The following is an 18,466-nucleotide window of genomic DNA, read 5'->3' as shown; positions in this document are numbered from 1 at the left end:
ACCCCTCATTTACATTTTTATTTTTTGCTTTTTACTTTTGAAGTGGAAGTTTTTTTGGCAGCAGCTTTTGCTTTTTTTGCAAAGGCATTCGGTACTTGTTCTTCAATCATGGCTTTTACATCTTCCAAAGAAATAGTTGATAGTTCAGCAGCATCATACTTAGTGCCATCGGCCTTTTTGCCCACTTTTAGCATCTTCTTTTGAAAGCGAATGAAGGGTCCCCATCTTCCATTTTCAATTGCAATTTTTTCTTGGGGCCATTGTTGAATAAAGCGGGTTGCTTCTTTTTCTAATTTAGAATCAATTAGCTCACGAATATCGTTTGGCGATAGGACATCGAAATTGTACTTCCTGGGTACATTTATAAAAATGTCATTCCATTTAATGAAGGGCCCAAACCTACCTTTACCTTTGGTTACCGGCAGATTTTGATAAACACCTATTGGGGCATCTGCTTCATTTTTTTGCTGTATGTATTTTATGGCTTCGTTAAGCTCAATTTCAGAAAGGTCAGTGCCTTTAGGAAGGGAAATAAATTGTTCGCCCCATTTTACATAAGGACCAAATCGACCAACATTCACAGCAACCTCAGCATCTTCGTAAGTGCCTAATGTTCTAGGCAGCTTGAATAAGTTTAATGCTTCTTCTAAGCTAATTGTTTCAATGCTTTGGTTGGCATTGAGCTTTGCAAATCTTGGCTTTTCTTCATCGTCAGTACTACCAATTTGTACCATAGCCCCATAACGTCCCATTCTTGCCACCACTTTTTTGCCACTTTCAGGGTCAATACCCAATTCTCTTTCTCCTTTTGCACGTTCTGCATTTTCAAGGGTATGCTCAATATTTTCATGAAATGGTTCATAAAAATTTTGAATCATTTTATTCCACTGAATTCTGCCTTCAGCAATCTCATCAAAGTTTTCTTCAATTTTCGCAGTAAAACCATAATCCATAATTTTTTGAAAATGTTGTTTCAAAAAATCGGTTACCAGAATTCCTAAATCAGTGGGGAATAATTTGCCTTTGTCTGCACCGGTAATTTCCGATAAAATATTTTTTTCTATGTGGTTATTGCTGTTTAGTTTAAACTGTGCCAATTGTCGTTGTGTACCCTCCTTGTCCTTTTTTTCAACATAATTACGTTTTATAATTGTGGTAATTGTTGGTGCATAAGTTGAAGGCCTTCCAATGCCTAGTTCTTCCAATTTTTTTACTAACGAAGCCTCTGTATAACGTGCAGGTGGACGACTGTATTTTTCCGTTGCTGTCATTTCCTGAAAGGTCAATATTTGTCCTTGTGAGAGTGGTGGAAGATTTTTTTCGCTGTCTTCATCATCTTCATCATCTTTTCCTTCTAAATAAACCTTTAAAAATCCTTCAAATTTTAAAACTTCACCACTGGCAGTTAGTGTTTCATGGTTCGTAGAAATATCTATTTGTGCAATTGTTTTTTCAAAAACAGCATCACTCATTTGCGAAGCAATGGTTCTCTTCCAAATTAATTCATATAATTTTTTTGTATCTGGTTCGTCAATGGTATGCCGACTCATATAGGTTGGCCTTATTGCTTCATGTGCCTCTTGTGCACTTTCATTTTTATTTTTAAATTTCCTAGGCTGGTGGAATTCATTTCCATAATACGTAGTAATTTCTTGTTTAATGTCGGTTAAAGCGGTGTCAGAAAGTTGAATACTATCTGTACGCATGTAGGTGATATAACCACTTTCATATAGTTTTTGTGCCAGCAACATGGTTTTACTAACGCCATAGCCTAATTTACGTGAGGCTTCTTGTTGCAATGTTGATGTAGTAAATGGTGCGGCAGGAGTGCGTTTTGCAGGTTTAATTTCAACTTGTTGAACTTTATAGGTTGCTCCAACACATTGTTGCAGAAATTTTTCAGCTGCTTCATGGTTATTAATTTTCGCCGGTCCTTCAGCTTTAAACGTAACTGTTTTCCCATTTACGTCCGGTGCCGAAAATAAAGCTTCAACTTTAAAACTTTTTTCAGGTATAAATTGGTTTATTTCTCTTTCTCTCTCAACAATTAATCTTACTGCTACACTTTGCACTCTACCTGCACTTAAACTGCGTTGCATGCCAATTTTACGCCATAAAACCGGACTTAATTCAAAACCCACCAACCGGTCTAACACTCTTCTAGCTTGTTGAGCATTCACTAAGTTCATATCAATGCGGCGTGGATTTTCAACCGCTTTTTTTATAGCAGGAGCAGTTATTTCATGAAAAACAATTCTTTTGGTTTGTTGAGGATCTAGTCCAAGTACTTCAGCTAAGTGCCAACTTATGCTCTCTCCTTCACGGTCCTCATCCGAAGCTAACCATACCTCAGCTGCTTTTGCTGCTAATTGTTTTAATTCTTTAACAACTTTTTGTTTTTCATCGGGCACAACGTAATGGGGTTCAAAGTTTTTATTAACATCAATGCCCATATCATCCTTTTCCAGGTCTCTAATATGGCCATAGCAACTTTTCACCTCAAAATCTTTACCTAAAATTTTGGCTATTGTTTTTGCTTTTGCCGGTGATTCTACTATTAATAAATTCTTTGCCATTCTTTAAAAAATAAATTGTGAACAATACCAGTCAATTCCCTAAAATGAAACAAATTTTGCAATTTTCCGGTAAAAATACCTTGCAATATTAGTTGAAACCTCCAAATCACAAAAAATGTTGTTCATTAGCTGTGAAAGCTATAATGGTATTTTTTACTGATTTGCTCTTGTAAACGTTGCTGTGCCCAAGCCCTTTCGTAAAATAAAATTCAACATTGGGCAATTTTTTTTCCACAATTGGAATTACATCCTTAAATGGGCAAATTTTATCTAATTCATCATGAATCCATAAAACAGGGGCATGAATATGTTTAATTGCTCTACTTAAAGAATAGTATTGAATGCTGTGATTGGATAAATTTTTAATATGGTTGATAAAAGCAATTTTGGTATAAGTACTTAATTTTAAAAACTTTGTAAAAGCATAAATTGTAGTAGTCGTTTCAATAGCGGGTGCTATTAAAATTATTTTTGCATTTTCTTGCAATTTCTCTGCTGCTAAAGCCAGTGCCATTCCCCCTAACGAATGACCCATAAAAACCTCAAATGGTCCAAATTTTTTTATTATGGCTACTATTGCATTTCTGTATTCTAAAACATTGGTAGTTTTACCTTCGCTTAAACCATGAGCCGGCGCGTCGAATGCTATTACTGTAAAACCTTGCTTTAAAAAAGGTTGTATATAATGTGCGAATCGATAACTGCAACTGTCGAAACCATGTGCAATAAGTACTTTTCTACCGTTATTTACTTCCGGTTGAGGGGTCCATTGCCAGCCATATAAAATTTTTTCTTCAAAAAGCAATTGAAGTGTGGTGGCAAAAGCAAATTCGGCAGGAGCAATACGTTTTGGTTTACCGGAATAAGGAGTTGTAAATAATTTGAATGCCTTTAATGCTGCTGCTTTTGGACTGAATATTGAAATAATTTTCAAGAGAAAAATATAATAAATTACTTTTATATTGTTCTTTGTTCTATTACTCATACTAACTCAAATATATGAAAATTGTAATTTTGGGTGCCGGTAACATAGCTACTCTATTTGCAAAGCGATTGTTTGAAAAAAAACATACTATTTTACAAATTGTAGGTAAATCTGAAACCAAGGCCGCTTTATTAGCTAAACAAGTTAACGCTCCTTATACCACAAATATTGGATTGATACACAATAATGCCGATATATACCTATTTGCAACACCAGATAATGTAATTGTTGAAATTGCATCCAATCCAATTTTTAGAAACAAATTTTTAATACATACATCAGGTAGTATTGATGCTAAAGTATTTGAGCCTTTTACCAACCGGTTTGGTGTGCTTTGGCCAGTGCAAAGTTTGAATATTTCATTGAAAAATAATCCTGCATTTCCTTTGGTAATTTCAGCCTCCGATAATGAAGCATCCTCTGTTTTGAAAATGCTGTCTGCTGATCTTACCACTGAGCAAATTATTACACTTACTGACGAGCAAAAAAGGAATTTGCATTTGGCAGCAGTAATGGCATCTAATTTTACCAACTATTTATATCAAGTTGCTTATAATCTTTGCCAACAACATCAATTGCCATTTAGTTTATTATTGCCACTTATACATTATACTGCAGCAAGCATTACCAATAATGATGCTCCAATTAAAAAGCAAACAGGCCCTGCATATAGAAACGACACCATTACTTTACAAACTCATAAAGCTATTTTACAAGAAAACCCTGAATATTTGCAGCTTTATAACTTGTTTTCGCAGTTAATTATTACTGAAAAACAAAAAAATAAACCCCTCAGCGGTAAACCGTGAGGGATTTGTTTGGCAAGCAATTGAACGTAAACGTAAGCACAATATAATTTTTTTTATTTAAAACCAAATTTTTATTTATTCCGATTTGTTAATTTTAAAAATGGGTATCGGTATAATGAAAACAATACGGCTTTTGTTAGTTATATTATTGAAAACATGGGGTAATTCTATTTAAATAAACAAATAACATGGTTTAAGTCATTGCAGCATTTATTTTTGCCGCTGCAAACCGTTAATTGCTTCATTTCAAAAAGCCTGGTATTGAAAATTATCAAATCTTTTTTCACTTTAATTCGTTGGCCTAACCTGCTTTTTGTTCTTTTAACGCAGGTAATGTTTGAATATTTTATCGTTAAACCATTGTTTCATGAAGCACATTTAAACAATGTGTTGAATAACTTTTCCTTTTTTCTACTAACTACGAGCATCATTTTTATAGCTGCAGCCGGCTATGCCATTAATGATTATTTTGATTTGAATATTGACCTCATCAATAAGCCCCAAAAATTGGTAGTAGATAAAACAATTAGCAGACGCTGGGTTATATTGTGGCATTTGATATTTAGTTTTTTGGGTATAGCAATAGGTTTTTATATTGACTTTACAACAAGAACCATGTTTATTGGATTGTTTAATGCCATTAGTGTTTTTTTATTATTCATTTATTCTGCATCGCTTAAAAAGAAGTTTTTAATTGGTAATGTGCTGGTTTCATTAATAACTGCCTGGGCAATATTAATTTTATGGTGGGCTGAACAATATTATTTTCTTACCTATCAAATCTACGCAGGATTAGATGTACATAAATTATTCCGCTTTAGTTTTTTGTATGCCGGGTTTGCTTTTATTATTTCGCTAATTCGGGAAGTAATTAAAGACATGGAAGATGTGGAAGGTGATAGGAGGTACGGTTGTAAAACAATGCCCATAGTTTGGGGCCTTAATAGTACTAAAATTTTTACACTTGTATGGATTGTAGTACTTGCAGCAGTTTTATTGCTGCTGCAAGTTTATGTGGTATTTATTGGATGGTGGATTACTGCTTTGTATGGTTTCTTCTTTATTACTTTACCTTTATTACAAGTATTTCGGAAACTTTTAGTAGCACGAACAAGTAACGATTTTCATGCACTTAGTACATTGGTAAAAATTATTATGTTTACGGGAATTGTTTCAATGATATTTTTTTGGAAGCCCATATAAACTAATAATCTATTACAAAAAATAAAACTGATTTATGCAAGCAGATGAAATAATTTTAGCTTCTCACTCACCTCGCAGAAAAGAGTTATTAGAGAAAGTAGGTATACCTTTTGTTGTGGTAACCAAACCCATTGATGAAAGCTTTCCAAGTACATTAACTAAATCCGAAGTTGCCATACATATTGCACGTAATAAAGCATTGGCTATTAAAGAAAAAATTACTGCTGAATTTCATGGTGAATTGCTGAATAAAACAATTTTGGCTGCAGATACTATTGTAGTAATTGAAGATAAAGTTTTAGGTAAACCTGCCAACAGAACAGAGGCAATACAAATGATTCTCAATCTTTCGGGCAAAATGCATGAAGTTATAACCGGTGTTGTTTTATTGCATAAAGATGGGACCGAGCAGACTTTTGCTGAAATTACTAAAGTGTATTTTAATACCATAAGCTCTGAAGAGGCAAGTTACTATGTTGATAAATGCGAACCATATGATAAAGCAGGGAGTTATGCCATTCAAGAATGGATTGGATTTATTGGCGTAAAAGCTATTGAAGGTGATTATTATAATGTTATGGGTTTGCCTATCAATAAAATATATCAATTGTTGTGTAAGTGAAATAATTTGTATATATTGAAGTTTTATTGGTATAAACTATGCTTGAACTTCAATATCTGAATGAAAGATTGTTGCATTTTATATGGCAATTTCAATACTATAATAAGTCTTTATTAAAAACTGACACAGACGAATTACTAAAAATAGTAAAGCCCGGGACCTATAATACCCATCAAGGTCCTGATTTTGTAGAAGCTGTTATACAAATTGACGGTTTAACGTTGGTAGGCAATATTGAAGTACATAAAAATGCTTCTGATTGGCAGGCGCATGAGCACCAAAATGATCCTCATTTTAAAAATGTAATTCTGCACGTAGTATGGAACAACAATCAGCCCGTATACGACATCAACGGTAAGCCATTGCCCACACTTAGCTTAAGCAATAGAATACCTAAAGTATTGCTTGAGCGTTATGCGTTATTGCTTCAAAATATGCAGAAAATTCCTTGTGCTTCTTTCTTACCCACAATTGGACATGTTAATTGGATTAACTGGAAAGAACGTTTGGCGATAGAAATTTTATTGAACCGCACCAACAAAATCATTCAAAAATTACAGGCAACGCAAGGGCATTGGGAGGCTGTTTTTTGGCATGTTTTGGCATATAATTTCGGCCTTACACAAAATGCGCAATTATTTCAACAAATGGCTGAAAACACACCCATACAAATTTTAGCTAAACACAAAAACAATATACAACACCTTGAGGCCTTGCTGCTAGGCCAGGCTAATTTTTTTCATCATCAAACTTTTAATGATAAATATGTTCAAATGTTGCAAAAAGAATATTTCTTTTTACAAAAAAAATATGCTTTAAAACCGGCTGCTATTTTACCTGTTTTTTTAAGAATGCGGCCTGCCAACTTTCCTACACTTCGGTTAGCTCAATTAGCTATGCTCATTCATCAATCTTTTCATTTATTCGATGCAATAAAAGAAGCAGAAACTGTTCAACAAGTAATGCAATTATTTCAGATTACGGCTAATGATTACTGGCACTATCATTATAGTTTAACCGATGAACCATCGGAAAGGCTTCCCAAAAAATTAGGTAAGCAAATGTTACAAACTTTAATGATTAATACTGTTTGCCCTATGTTATTTGCTTATGGACATTATCACAACCATCATGTCTTTAAAAACAAAGCGTTACATTGGTTAAGCCTTTTGCCGGCAGAAAAAAATGTAATTACCCAACAATGGGAAAAATATCAAGTTGCCAATCAAAATGCCCTCGATTCGCAAGCGCTTATTCAATTATCACGTTGTTATTGTAACGAAAAAAAATGTTTATTGTGTGCAATCGGGCATCAAATATTAAAACAAAATGCTTAATGTTTATAACCAGGTAATTTGTAAATCAGTTTCTAAATCCGGGTGTAAACTTTTAGCAACAGGACAAGTGCGTGCTGTATTTTCTAAAATTTGTTTTTGTTTTTCATCTAAATGTTGCAAAGTGGAAGGGAAAGTTAAATGAACAATTATTTTACCTATTCTTCTGGGGTCACTTTTCATCATTTTTGTTATTTCAGCCTTCGTTCCGGTTAAATCTATCTCCATTGTATTGGCTTTTATACCCATGGTAGTAATCATACAACTGCCCAAAGCTGTTGCCACTAAATCCGTAGGAGAAAAACGTTCGCCCTTTCCATGATTATCGGTAGGAGCATCATTTTCAATAACAGTGCCACTTTGTAAATGTGTTAATTCTGTTCTTAAATTTCCTTTATACAGCACAATTGAAGTCATAAGGTTAAATTTTTATCTAAATTAGCATTAAAATTATTCTTGTGAAGCAATTTATTGTATTAACCTTAGCCTTGGTACCGTTTTCCTTATTTGCACAAACAACAAATGCACCTACTAGTCGTCAACAAAAAGCAGCCGAACGTAGAGAAAGAATAAACAACCTAATCAAACAAGAAGAGGAAGGCGCATTAATTTATCAGAAGCAAGGAGCTTTTGGAGTTAAATTAAATACGGATGGGTATGGAATTTTTTATGAACATGGGAAATATAAAACTATTACTAAAACCAACATTTGGTGGATGGAATTGGGTGAACATAAAGATAAGCATGAAGAAAGAACTTCAGTACCCTTAGTTGGTGGTGGATTTGTTTTTTTAGGTAACCCATATATTTATGGAAAAGAAAATAATTTTTACAATTTTAAAATTGGCTTAGGTCAACAACGATTAATTGGTGGTAAAGGAAATAAAAATGGGGTAGCTGTTTCGGCCATTTACGGAGGTGGATTTAGTTTGGGGATGTTAAAGCCTTACTATTTACAAGTGCAAGACCCTAATAATGCCAATCAGGTAAATGATATTAAGTATTCTGATAATCCTACCGCCTTTTTAGATTATACCTTAATACAAGGTTCATCTGGTTTTACAAAAGGGTTAAATGAAATAAAATATGTACCCGGGGCACAAGTTCGTGGCGCATTAAGATTTGATTATGGTCGCTACAATGAATTGCTTTCGGCATTAGAAGTAGGGGTAAATGTTGAATATTATACCCAAAATATGCCCATTATGGTGAACAGTTCCGACCGTAAATTATTTTTCAACGCTTATGTGGCCATTGTGTTTGGAAGAAGAAAGTAACCTAATTTTGCCGCAAGTTTTTGTTGTTTGTAGTGGACGGAATTAAGATGTTTCCTTTCTGCTATTATACAGATTTCCTTTTTGTTATTGTGAAAAACAGGGAGGCATTCAACAAAGTCATTTAATCATTTTTAAAAAAGTTATTGTGGAAACTTCAACAGTTACAAATTCTTCAAATAATTCAACCAGAATAAAAAAACCTGATTGGTTACGAGTTAAATTGCCCATTGGCGAAAGCTATAAACATGTTAGAGGATTAGTTGATACACATAAATTACACACTATTTGTGAAAGCGGTAATTGCCCTAATATGGGAGAATGTTGGGGCGAAGGAACTGCCACATTTATGATTTTAGGGAATATTTGTACGCGCAGTTGTGGTTTTTGTGCGGTGGCTACAGGAAGACCTTTACCTGTTGACTGGGATGAACCCCAACGTGTAGCAGAGGCAATTTATTTAATGAAAATAAAGCATGCGGTTATAACCAGTGTAGACCGTGATGAGCTTAAAGATGGTGGCTCAATTATTTGGTACAATACCATTAAAGCGGTTAAGGCACTTAATCCGAATACAACATTAGAAACCCTAATTCCTGATTTTAGAGGTATTACTGAGCAAATTCAACGTATAATTGATGCTGCCCCAGAGGTAGTAAGCCATAACATGGAAACTGTTGAAAATCTTACAAAAAAAGTAAGGGTTCAGGCTAAGTACAAAAGGAGTTTGGAAGTTTTGGCTACGCTAAAAAAAGGGGGGATGCGTACAAAAACCGGTTTAATGTTAGGTATCGGAGAAACTAAAGAAGAAGTGATTGCTACTATGCAACATTTAAGGGAAGTTGATTGCGATGTGTTAACTTTAGGACAGTATTTGCAACCTACCCCAAAACACTTACCTGTACAAAGATTTGTACATCCTTCTGAATTTGCCGAGCTAAAAGAAATAGGTTACAAATTAGGGTTTGATTATGTAGAAAGTGGTCCTTTGGTTCGTTCTTCTTACCATAGTGAAAAGCATGTTTTAAAAGGGTATGGTAGAGCGAAATGGGAATCAGAAAGAGCAGTACAAAAATTATTGTAGCTTATTAATTGCAATATGCCAATAATTTTCTGTAATATTTGGAACAGTTATTGTTTATAATTGCATAATTTATATATTTGAATCAAATTCAAAGAAGTATAAAAACTATATACTGCAATCATAAACTACTAACTCATATTAATGCATTATAAAGTAGCCATTCGCACCTCATTGTTAATAGTCATTCTGGCTTTTCAATTGTCTGCCTTTGCGCAACCCTTTCGTGCATTTGGTGGGTTGGGAGTAAGTGCCTATTTAGGCGATTTAATTCAAGGCTCTCCAGCATTCAAACAAGTTTCACCCGATGTTATGGGAGGACTTAGTTATGATTTTGCTGAAAAGTTTCGCTATCGTTTGGGTTTATCTTTATTAGGTGTAAAAGGTAATGATGCCCTTTCACCCAGGGCCGACTTAAGAGCACGTAACTTAAACTTTAAAAGTTTTGTTTGGGAAGTTTCCAACATGGTTGAATATGACATTCTAGATAGGCGTGTTTATAACATTGTTCCCTATGTATTTACCGGATTTGGTATTTTTCACTTCAATCCTACTACATACGACCGTAATGGAAACAAAGTTTACTTACACGATATTGGAACTGAAGGGCAATATTTGAATCAGCCAGGGTATCCTAAACCTTATCATCGTTTACAAATCAATATTCCTTTTGGTGCTGGTGTTAGGTATGAAGTGTCAGAAGATTTAGCGGTAGGGTTTGAATTTAATTATCGTATTTTATTTACTGATTATTTAGATGATGTAAGCACACCTAAATATGCCACCAATGCCTTATTAGCTGCAGGTCAGTTAGAGGCTGCATCATTATCATTTAGAGGCGATGAAATAGATCCCACAGCCAAGCCTCCCTTGTATCGTCCACGTGGCAACCCACATAATAAAGATTCTTATTACTCATTTCAAGTAACATTCTCTGTTCGTTTAAACAATTTTTATTTGTTTGGCAAAGATTATATTAGCCCTGCCGGTGGTCCGTTCATTCCTCGCATGAAAAATTATTAAAATAAAATTTTGGCTTTAATTTTATGGCATTAGCTACTCCTATTTCCCTAAGGTGTTTAATGTGCCTATAACAGTAAACATTACTTTCAAAAAATGGTTAAAATGCATTTGCTGTTATATAATTTTATCTATTTTTTAATTGTAAATCTGCTTACCACTTTTTTAAAGTGAGCAATATATTTTCAATCTATTTTAGGTTGCTTGATGATGATAAAAAGAAAAAGGGCTTCTGTGTGATAGAAGCCCTTTTTTCAACCCTAAACCCTTAAAAAACCATATTATTTGTAATAAAAATCGTGCCAGTTTTTGTTAAGACTAAAATCTTTCCAACTTTGAGAAAAAGAAATCACTTTCCCCCAAAGCGTTTTCATCACTATCACTACCATGAACTGCATTTTCTCCAACTGAGGATGCATATTTTTTACGAATGGTACCTTCATCTGCTTTGGCAGGATCAGTAGCGCCAATTAATTTTCTAAAATCATTAACGGCATTATTTTTTTCTAAAATTGCAGCAACAATAGGTCCACTACTCATGAATTCAATTAATTCTCCAAAAAAAGGCCTTTCTTTATGTATGGCATAAAATTCAGCAGCCTGATCAATGTTTAATTTAGTCCATTTCATGGCTTTAATAGTAAAACCAGCTTTAATAATGTCATTTAAAATAGCACCTGTGTATCCTTTTCCAGTTGCATCGGGTTTAATCATTGTAAATGTTCTGTTACTCATAAAACTTAAAATTCAAATTTGAGTGGCAAAATTAATGATTTACACTTCTAAGTTTTCATAAACACGCTTAAATAATTGCCTATATTTTAAAAAACAATGAAAGGCTTCAGGAATTACTCTATTTTTGCCCCCCAGTTATGGAAATAATTAACGCTTTATATCCGCTTCTACGTGCACCTAAGAAAATTGTTATTACAACGCATCAAAAACCAGATGGAGATGCTATGGGTTCATCATTAGGTTTGTATCATTTTCTGGTGAAAATGAATCATGCTGTTACCGTAATTTCTCCAACAAACTGGGCAGATTTTTTGAGTTGGTTACCGGGTGTTGAAACTGTCATTGATTTTGAGGCAAAACAAACCACAGCTGTTGAAAAGCTAAACGATGCCGACATTATTTTTTGCTTAGATTTCAATATTTTCTATAGAACAAAAAATGTTGAAAAATATTTGACCGCTTCTAATGCTGTTAAAGTACTCATAGATCATCATGAACAACCACAAGTAAGCGCTTTTCAATATGGCATAAGTGACATAAATAAAAGCTCTACCTGCGAAATGGTATATGATTTTATTACTCAGTCTGAAAACCCGGAATTATTAGATTTAAATATCGCAACTTGTTTATATACAGGCACTATGACTGATACCGGTTCTTTTCGTTTCCCGGCTACCTCTGCTTCGGTGCATAGAATGGTGGCCCATTTTAAAGATATGGGCTTGCAACATACACCTATCCATGAACAGATATATGATAGCTTTTTAGAAAATAGACTACGTTTTATTGGGCATGCACTATTAAACCGTATGGATGTGTTGTATGAATATAACACAGCTGTTATGGCAATTTCAAGAGATGATATTATAAAATATGACATTAAAACCGGCGATACTGAAGGGTTAGTGAATTATTTATTAACCATAAAAGGTATTAAGTTTGGTGCTATTGTAATTGATAGAAATGAAGAAAGAAAATGGAGTTTTAGAAGTAAAGGCGATTTTGATGTAAACGTGTTTGCACGCAACCATTTTGAAGGTGGTGGACATAAAAATGCTGCCGGTGGACGTAGTAGCCATCAGTTGGAGAAAACTTTGGCACATTTTTATGAAGTGTTGCCCAACTATAAAAATGAATTAGAATAAATCAGTAAACAATAACAATCAATAAACCAATGAAAATTACATTCAGAATTTTAGTATTTGCATTGCTGTTGGCCGGTTGCCACCAGTACGAAAAAACCAAAACCGGATTGGTGTATAAAATAATTCACGGTAACAGTAAAGTGCTTTTAAAGCAAGGCGATATTGTTAAGTTTAATATTGAATACAAAATGAAGGCTCATGGCAAAGACTCAATATTGCAATCAACTTTTGGCCATATTCCTGCTTATGTAAAAATTGATACAGCACAGTTTGGCAAACATAGCTTTACGGAAGTATTAATGCAGTGTGCTCCCGGCGATAAAATTAATTTCGTTATGAGTATAGATACCTTAAAAAATTTAGGTATGATACCTGAATATAATGAGTTATTCAAAAAGGGTGGCACAATTGATGGGAGAGTAGATATATTGAAAGTATTTCCAAATGATGCTGCTGTAAATGCTGATTACGAAAATGAAATGAATGAAGAAAAAAACAGAGAAGTAAAGGATCTTCAGGCTTATGCAGCAAAAAACAACATTAAAACTGTACAGTCACCCAATGGTGTTTTGGTAGAAGTACAAAAAGAAGGGGAAGGCCCAAAAGCTGATTCTGGCATGCAAGTTTCTGTTTATTATAAAGGGTACACTGAAAATGGTAAAGAATTTGACGGCAATATGGACAGTGCAGCTAAAAAACCTGCTTTTACTTTTGTAGTAGGAAAACACAATGTTATTCCAGGTTGGGATGATGGCTTACGTTACTTTGCAAAAGGGGGTAAGGGCCGTTTGTTAATTCCAGCCATGTTAGGTTATGGACCACAAGGAAGCCCTCCGGTAATTCCACCTTATACAAACTTGGTGTTTGATATTGAAGTGAATGATGTAACCACTCCGGCACCTCCTAAAAATCCTACTCCATTAATGCCTCCCGGTGCAATAAAACCGGCGAAGTAAAATGATAAAGCACATTTTAAAAGGCTATCCATCAATTGGGTAGCCCTTTTTATAATATTATGTTGGTGTTGAATTAACTAGAATTTGAATAGTGGAAATTAAGCTGTGGTATAAGCTTCAAAAAGGGTAATACATTCTTTGGCAGCGGCAACATCATGTACTCTTAAAATATTTGTACCATTTAATAAACCTAACATATGCATAGCAGAAGTAGCATTCAATGCATGGTCTGCATTAGGCAGTTGTAATGTTTTATATAAGAAGGATTTTCTGGAAATACCCAATAAAATAGGCATTTGTAATATTTTAAATGCACTTAATTGTTTAATTAATGAAAAGTTTTGCTGAATGGTTTTACTAAAGCCAATTCCGGGATCAATTATCACATCAACAATCCCCGCTTTTTTTGCTTCAGTGGTTGTTTTTATAAAATAATCAGTAAGCTCAGTAATTAAATCATTGTATTGGGTAAATTGTTGCATGGTTTGTGGCGTGCCTTGCATGTGCATACAAATGTAGGGTACTTGCAATGCTGCAACTGTTTTAAACATATTGCTATCTAACTGCCCACCGCTAACATCATTTACCATATCAGCTCCTGCCTCAATTGCGGCCTTGGCAACTGAAGCGTAGAAAGTGTCGATTGAAATAAATACATTGGGTAACGTGTTCCGAATTTGTGTAATAATAGGAATGACTCTCTCCAATTCTGTTTCAGCTGTTTGTAATGTACTGGATGGATGCGTGCTTTGTCCACCAATATCAATAATAGTTGCACCATCTGCTTCCATTTTTTTTGCTTCGTCAACAGCAGAATCTATAAATTGATGCCTGCTATGTGCATAAAACGAATCGGGTGTAGCATTCAAAATGCCCATAATAATGGGCTTATTTATAATTAATAATCTTCCTTTGCAATTAAGGGTGTACATTCTTTTCTTTCATTTATATTGCGACAAATTTAGTATTAAACCATACTGTTTGTTGTAATTGAAAATTATTGATATTTTCATGCTTATTATAACACCAGACAAATAAAACACACCTTTTCAACATAAATAAATGTTATGGATATAACCAGTCAGCAATACGATGCCATAATTGAACAGTGTAAAAAAATTTTTATACAAAAAGCTGCCGATTATGGAACTGCATGGCGGGTTTTGCGTATTATTTCTGTAGTAGACCAACTTTTTATTAAAGCTTTACGTATTCGTACTATTCAAGATAAAAAAGTTCAATTGGTTGCTGATGATATTACTTCTGAATTTAAGGGTATTGTAAATTATGCTGTAATTGGACTTATTCAATTAGAAATTAATCAGCCTAAAGTAGAGGAATTACCGCTGAATCAAGTTGCAGAATGGTATGAAAAAGAAGTAAACATCGCTAAACAAGTTATGCAAAATAAAAATCATGATTACGGTGAAGCTTGGCGTGATATGAGCCAGGAAAGTTTTGCAGATTTAATTTTAATGAAGTTAATGCGCATAAAGCAAATTTTAGCCAATGATGGTAAAACCTTAGTGAGTGAAGGTATTGACGCAAACTTTATTGACATTATAAATTATGCCGTGTTTGCTTTAATTCTTATGCCTAAATAACAACACAAAATTTTATTTTTATCAATAGAATTTTGCCTAACAAATAAAATTTTACCCAAAAATTGAATCTATGAAATATATTGTTGGTATAGTTAGGTGGTTGGTAGGTTTGCTGTTTATTTTTTCTGGGTTAGTAAAAGCCAATGACCCTTTGGGTTTAAGCTATAAAATGCAAGAATTTTTTGAAGCTTGGCATTGGTCATTCTTCGATAATTTTTCTCTCTACATGGCCTTTGGTATGAATATTTTAGAAATATTGGCCGGGCTTGCTATTATTATTGGGTGGCAGTCTAAATTTTTCAGTCGCTTTTTATTAATACTGATTATATTTTTCACGTTTTTAACCAGTTATGTATTGTTTAGTGGTAAAATTAAAACTTGCGGTTGTTTTGGCGATTGTATTCGACTAACACCTATTCAGACTTTTACTAAAGATGTAATTCTATTGGTATTAATAATCTTTTTAACCATTACTTATAAGTACATTAAGCCCATTTTTGCATCAACTTTATCATTGTTTATTTTAATTATTGTGGTTGGGTTAACTTGTATTATGCAATGGTATGTTTTGCGGCATTTGCCATTTGTAGATTGTTTACCATACAAAGTGGGCAATAATTTAATTGAGGAAATGAAAACACCTGCTAATGCAGTTCCTGACACTTATAGTTATACATTTGAATACGAGAAAAATGGGAAAAAGTTTAATTTTTCCGAAGATGATTTACCGGATGATTTAGACAGTAGTTATGAATTCATTGGACGTAAAGCCACATTAGTTAAGAAAGGAAATGGGTTAACTGCCGCAATTTCAGATTTTACCTTACAAACACCTGCTGGGATAGATACAACCCAAGCCATTTTACAAACACCGGGTAAGTATATTTTATTTTTTGCAAAGGATTTTGATAATATGGATCGATGGCAATCGATGTTTGACGCCATATATGATGATGCGAAAAAGAAAAAAATTCCTTTATTTTTAGTAACTGCTCAAATGCATACAGCAGAAAAATTGTTTCCAACGGTACCCCTTTTGCAATGTGACGCTACTGTTATGAAAACAGCAGCAAGGGTTATTCCTACTTACATTATTATGCAAGGGCCGATAGTATTTCAAAAAATTAGTTTTGCCGATGCTTCCAAAGTAATGGAGTTCCTAAAGAAATAGTTTTTTAAAATGTTTAAAAAAATACTATACGGATTTGTTGTTTTGCTTGGAGTAATTACGGTAGTATTTATTTTGTTTCAAGGTTTGGGCGATCCTACACAATTCATCACCGGTCAAAATACCGATAAAACTACTATTCAAAATATTCGCAAAGAGTTGTCGTTAGATGAACCCAAATGGAAACAATTTTTATTTTATGTAAATGATGTATCACCAGTATCAATATATACGGCTAATGCAATACAGCAGAAAAAAATAGAAGGGTTATTCCTGGGGAGTAATCTTAAAGTTGGTGTTAAGTGGCCATATTTAGGTAGTTCATATCAAAGTAAAAAACAAGTTACAGTCATATTAATGCAGGCTTTACCTAACACTATTGTGTTAACAATAGCAGCTATGTTGTTGGCAGCAGTAGTCGGTATTGGATTAGGCATTTTAGCAGCAGTTTACAAAGGCACATGGGTAGATACTTCAACTTTGTTTACAAGTATTTTAGGAATATCTGTTCCTTCATTTTTCACCGGTATTGTTATTGCATATGTATTTGGCTTTGTTTTATCAAAATTTACCGGATTGCATATGTTGGGTAGTTTATATGAAGTAACCCCTTTTAATGGTAAAACTTTGGAGCTTAAAAATTTAATTTTACCGGCACTTACATTAGGTATTCGACCATTAGCCATATTTGCACAGTTAACTAGGAGTAGTATGTTAAATGAATTGCAGCAAGATTACATACGAACTGCCTATGCAAAAGGTCTTAGTCGTACCAAAGTATTATTTTCACACGCCTTAAAAAATGCATTTAATCCCATTCTTACTGCTATTACCGGATGGTTTGCTGAATTATTGGCCGGAGCTTTTTTTGTAGAATTTATTTTTGGATGGAATGGTATTGGAAAAGTTACGGTAGATGCATTAGAACAACTTGATTTCCCAGTGGTTATGGGTAGTGTTTTATTAACATCTTGTTTTTTTATAGTTGTCAACATTTTATCCGATGCAATGTATGCCTACCTCGATCCAAGGTTGAAATATTAAACTCAGTATTAACTGATTTTTATCATTTTTTGCCGACACTGTTTTCCTAATTTTACATTGCAATTCTGCAATCACCTTCCATCAGGCAATTTCAATAAATCCTATATGTATGTATTTAATTAAAAATACAATATTGTTATAATTTATTGTATTGTCTGTGAGAAATAAAATGTGCAATTATGAAAAATGTAAAAGAGTTATTGGCCACCCAGTCTGCTAAGTTTAATTTTATTAGCAGTAAAGCTACTGTATTAGAAGCTTTGGTTTTAATGAAAGTTGCCAATGTTAGTTACATAATTGTTAGGGACGATGATCAATACAAAGGAATTGTTTGCGAGAAAGATTGTTTACATAAAATTACTTTGAATGGGCTAAAGCCGGAAAAAACATTGGTGAAAGATATTTTAATTAAAGACTTTCCTATTGTTTCGCCGGATGATAGTACAGAACATTGCCTTGAATTAATGAATAGTTTTCAGGTGTTGTATTTACCTGTATTCAGTGGCCATCAATTTTTGGGTGTAATTAGCGTTTATGATATTTTAAAAGAAACTGCCGAAGAGCAACACATTAAGCATAAACAAGATTATACCTACGCTTAATGGGAAGTATTAACGAATCACTACTTCTTGAATTAAGGGTTCTTGTAGTTTTTCATTAATGCGTTCAATGATTTGTGCTTTTTGGAATTGAAGCTCATTTTTTAATGGGCCTACAGGGGTATATATGAACAATGTGTTATTAATAATTTCTATTTTTTCAGTATATTTTGCAATGGTTTTGCCCATTACTTCCTCCCAAATTTGTGTAATCTGTAAAGCTCGTAAGCCATTTCGTAAATTACTTTTATTCATAAACTGATGCAATGCATCGCCAATACTATATTCTCCCATAGAGTAAAGATAATAAT

Annotated in this window: 19 protein-coding genes; 13 read left to right on the top strand and 6 right to left on the bottom strand. The window is 33.7% G+C overall.

The genetic code is table 11. The features are described from left to right. Window positions 1-17: 17 nt before the first annotated feature. The gene (gene topA / locus ACP5P5_RS05245) at window positions 18-2,576 is read right to left on the bottom strand and encodes a type I DNA topoisomerase (RefSeq protein WP_428285054.1); all 2,559 of its coding nucleotides are present in this window, start codon (window positions 2,574-2,576) and stop codon (window positions 18-20) included. A gap of 106 nt (window positions 2,577-2,682) precedes the next feature. Next, the gene (locus ACP5P5_RS05240) at window positions 2,683-3,561 is read right to left on the bottom strand and encodes an alpha/beta hydrolase (protein ID WP_428285053.1); all 879 of its coding nucleotides are present in this window, start codon (window positions 3,559-3,561) and stop codon (window positions 2,683-2,685) included. Window positions 3,562-3,575: 14 nt separating this feature from the next. Between ACP5P5_RS05240 and ACP5P5_RS05235 the strand changes: the two genes are divergently transcribed. From ACP5P5_RS05235 to ACP5P5_RS05220, 4 genes are all read left to right on the top strand, one after another. After that, entirely contained in the window at window positions 3,576-4,370 is a 795-nt protein-coding gene (locus tag ACP5P5_RS05235) for a Rossmann-like and DUF2520 domain-containing protein (protein ID WP_428285052.1), read from the top strand. Window positions 4,371-4,631: 261 nt separating this feature from the next. Next, window positions 4,632-5,573: a geranylgeranylglycerol-phosphate geranylgeranyltransferase gene (locus ACP5P5_RS05230; RefSeq protein ID WP_428285051.1), complete on the top strand. Its 942-nt coding sequence runs from the start codon at window positions 4,632-4,634 to the stop codon at window positions 5,571-5,573. Window positions 5,574-5,607: 34 nt separating this feature from the next. Further along, window positions 5,608-6,195: a Maf family nucleotide pyrophosphatase gene (locus tag ACP5P5_RS05225; protein ID WP_428285050.1), complete on the top strand. Its 588-nt coding sequence runs from the start codon at window positions 5,608-5,610 to the stop codon at window positions 6,193-6,195. Between the two features lie 38 nt (window positions 6,196-6,233). After that, window positions 6,234-7,532 carry a DUF2851 family protein gene (locus ACP5P5_RS05220; RefSeq protein ID WP_428285049.1) on the top strand — a complete coding sequence of 433 codons (1,299 nt, stop codon included), beginning with the start codon at window positions 6,234-6,236 and terminating at the stop codon, window positions 7,530-7,532. A 3-nt stretch (window positions 7,533-7,535) separates the two neighbouring features. Here the strand turns inward: ACP5P5_RS05220 and ACP5P5_RS05215 are convergent, their stop codons facing one another. Beyond that, window positions 7,536-7,946: an OsmC family protein gene (locus tag ACP5P5_RS05215; protein ID WP_428285048.1), complete on the bottom strand. Its 411-nt coding sequence runs from the start codon at window positions 7,944-7,946 to the stop codon at window positions 7,536-7,538. Window positions 7,947-7,987: 41 nt separating this feature from the next. Between ACP5P5_RS05215 and ACP5P5_RS05210 the strand changes: the two genes are divergently transcribed. From ACP5P5_RS05210 to ACP5P5_RS05200, 3 genes are all read left to right on the top strand, one after another. Continuing rightward, window positions 7,988-8,806: a hypothetical protein gene (locus ACP5P5_RS05210; protein ID WP_428285047.1), complete on the top strand. Its 819-nt coding sequence runs from the start codon at window positions 7,988-7,990 to the stop codon at window positions 8,804-8,806. 145 nt (window positions 8,807-8,951) lie between these two features. Further along, on the top strand, window positions 8,952-9,887 hold the full coding sequence (gene lipA / locus ACP5P5_RS05205) for a lipoyl synthase (RefSeq protein ID WP_428285046.1): 936 nt from the start codon (window positions 8,952-8,954) through the stop codon (window positions 9,885-9,887). 141 nt (window positions 9,888-10,028) lie between these two features. Then, on the top strand, window positions 10,029-10,907 hold the full coding sequence (locus ACP5P5_RS05200) for a DUF6089 family protein (RefSeq protein ID WP_428285045.1): 879 nt from the start codon (window positions 10,029-10,031) through the stop codon (window positions 10,905-10,907). Between the two features lie 315 nt (window positions 10,908-11,222). On the opposite strand, the gene ACP5P5_RS05195 is transcribed toward ACP5P5_RS05200, so the two are convergent. Further along, window positions 11,223-11,639 (bottom strand): nucleoside-diphosphate kinase, encoded by a 417-nt coding sequence (locus ACP5P5_RS05195; protein WP_428285044.1) that lies wholly within the window; start codon window positions 11,637-11,639, stop codon window positions 11,223-11,225. Window positions 11,640-11,776: 137 nt separating this feature from the next. Between ACP5P5_RS05195 and ACP5P5_RS05190 the strand changes: the two genes are divergently transcribed. Together ACP5P5_RS05190 and ACP5P5_RS05185 are read left to right on the top strand one after the other, a co-directional pair. After that, window positions 11,777-12,784, top strand: coding sequence for a DHH family phosphoesterase (locus ACP5P5_RS05190; RefSeq protein ID WP_428285043.1), 1,008 nt, complete (start codon window positions 11,777-11,779; stop codon window positions 12,782-12,784). A gap of 29 nt (window positions 12,785-12,813) precedes the next feature. Next, entirely contained in the window at window positions 12,814-13,740 is a 927-nt protein-coding gene (locus ACP5P5_RS05185; RefSeq protein ID WP_428285042.1) for an FKBP-type peptidyl-prolyl cis-trans isomerase, read from the top strand. Window positions 13,741-13,838: 98 nt separating this feature from the next. Here the strand turns inward: ACP5P5_RS05185 and folP are convergent, their stop codons facing one another. After that, entirely contained in the window at window positions 13,839-14,672 is an 834-nt protein-coding gene (gene folP, locus ACP5P5_RS05180; RefSeq protein ID WP_428285041.1) for a dihydropteroate synthase, read from the bottom strand. 135 nt (window positions 14,673-14,807) lie between these two features. On the opposite strand from folP, the gene ACP5P5_RS05175 reads away from it, so the two are divergent. From ACP5P5_RS05175 to ACP5P5_RS05160, 4 genes are all read left to right on the top strand, one after another. After that, a complete protein-coding gene (locus tag ACP5P5_RS05175) occupies window positions 14,808-15,344 on the top strand; it encodes a DUF1599 domain-containing protein (protein WP_428285040.1) in 537 nt (178 codons plus the stop codon). A gap of 70 nt (window positions 15,345-15,414) precedes the next feature. After that, window positions 15,415-16,515, top strand: coding sequence for a BT_3928 family protein (locus ACP5P5_RS05170; RefSeq protein ID WP_428285039.1), 1,101 nt, complete (start codon window positions 15,415-15,417; stop codon window positions 16,513-16,515). 9 nt (window positions 16,516-16,524) lie between these two features. Next, a complete protein-coding gene (locus ACP5P5_RS05165) occupies window positions 16,525-17,556 on the top strand; it encodes an ABC transporter permease (protein WP_428285038.1) in 1,032 nt (343 codons plus the stop codon). A gap of 179 nt (window positions 17,557-17,735) precedes the next feature. Continuing rightward, a complete protein-coding gene (locus tag ACP5P5_RS05160) occupies window positions 17,736-18,158 on the top strand; it encodes a CBS domain-containing protein (protein ID WP_428285037.1) in 423 nt (140 codons plus the stop codon). A 9-nt stretch (window positions 18,159-18,167) separates the two neighbouring features. Here ACP5P5_RS05160 and ACP5P5_RS05155 read toward each other — a convergent pair whose 3' ends face one another. After that, complete coding sequence (locus ACP5P5_RS05155) at window positions 18,168-18,449, bottom strand: DUF721 domain-containing protein (protein ID WP_428285036.1); 282 nt, start codon at window positions 18,447-18,449, stop codon at window positions 18,168-18,170. Between the last annotated feature and the right edge of the window lie 17 nt (window positions 18,450-18,466).

This window comes from Hydrotalea sp. (assembly GCF_049968455.1).
Classification (GTDB): domain Bacteria; phylum Bacteroidota; class Bacteroidia; order Chitinophagales; family Chitinophagaceae; genus Hydrotalea.
Note: the sequence above shows the minus strand (reverse complement) of the source record. Positions and strands in the feature narration are given on the sequence as shown.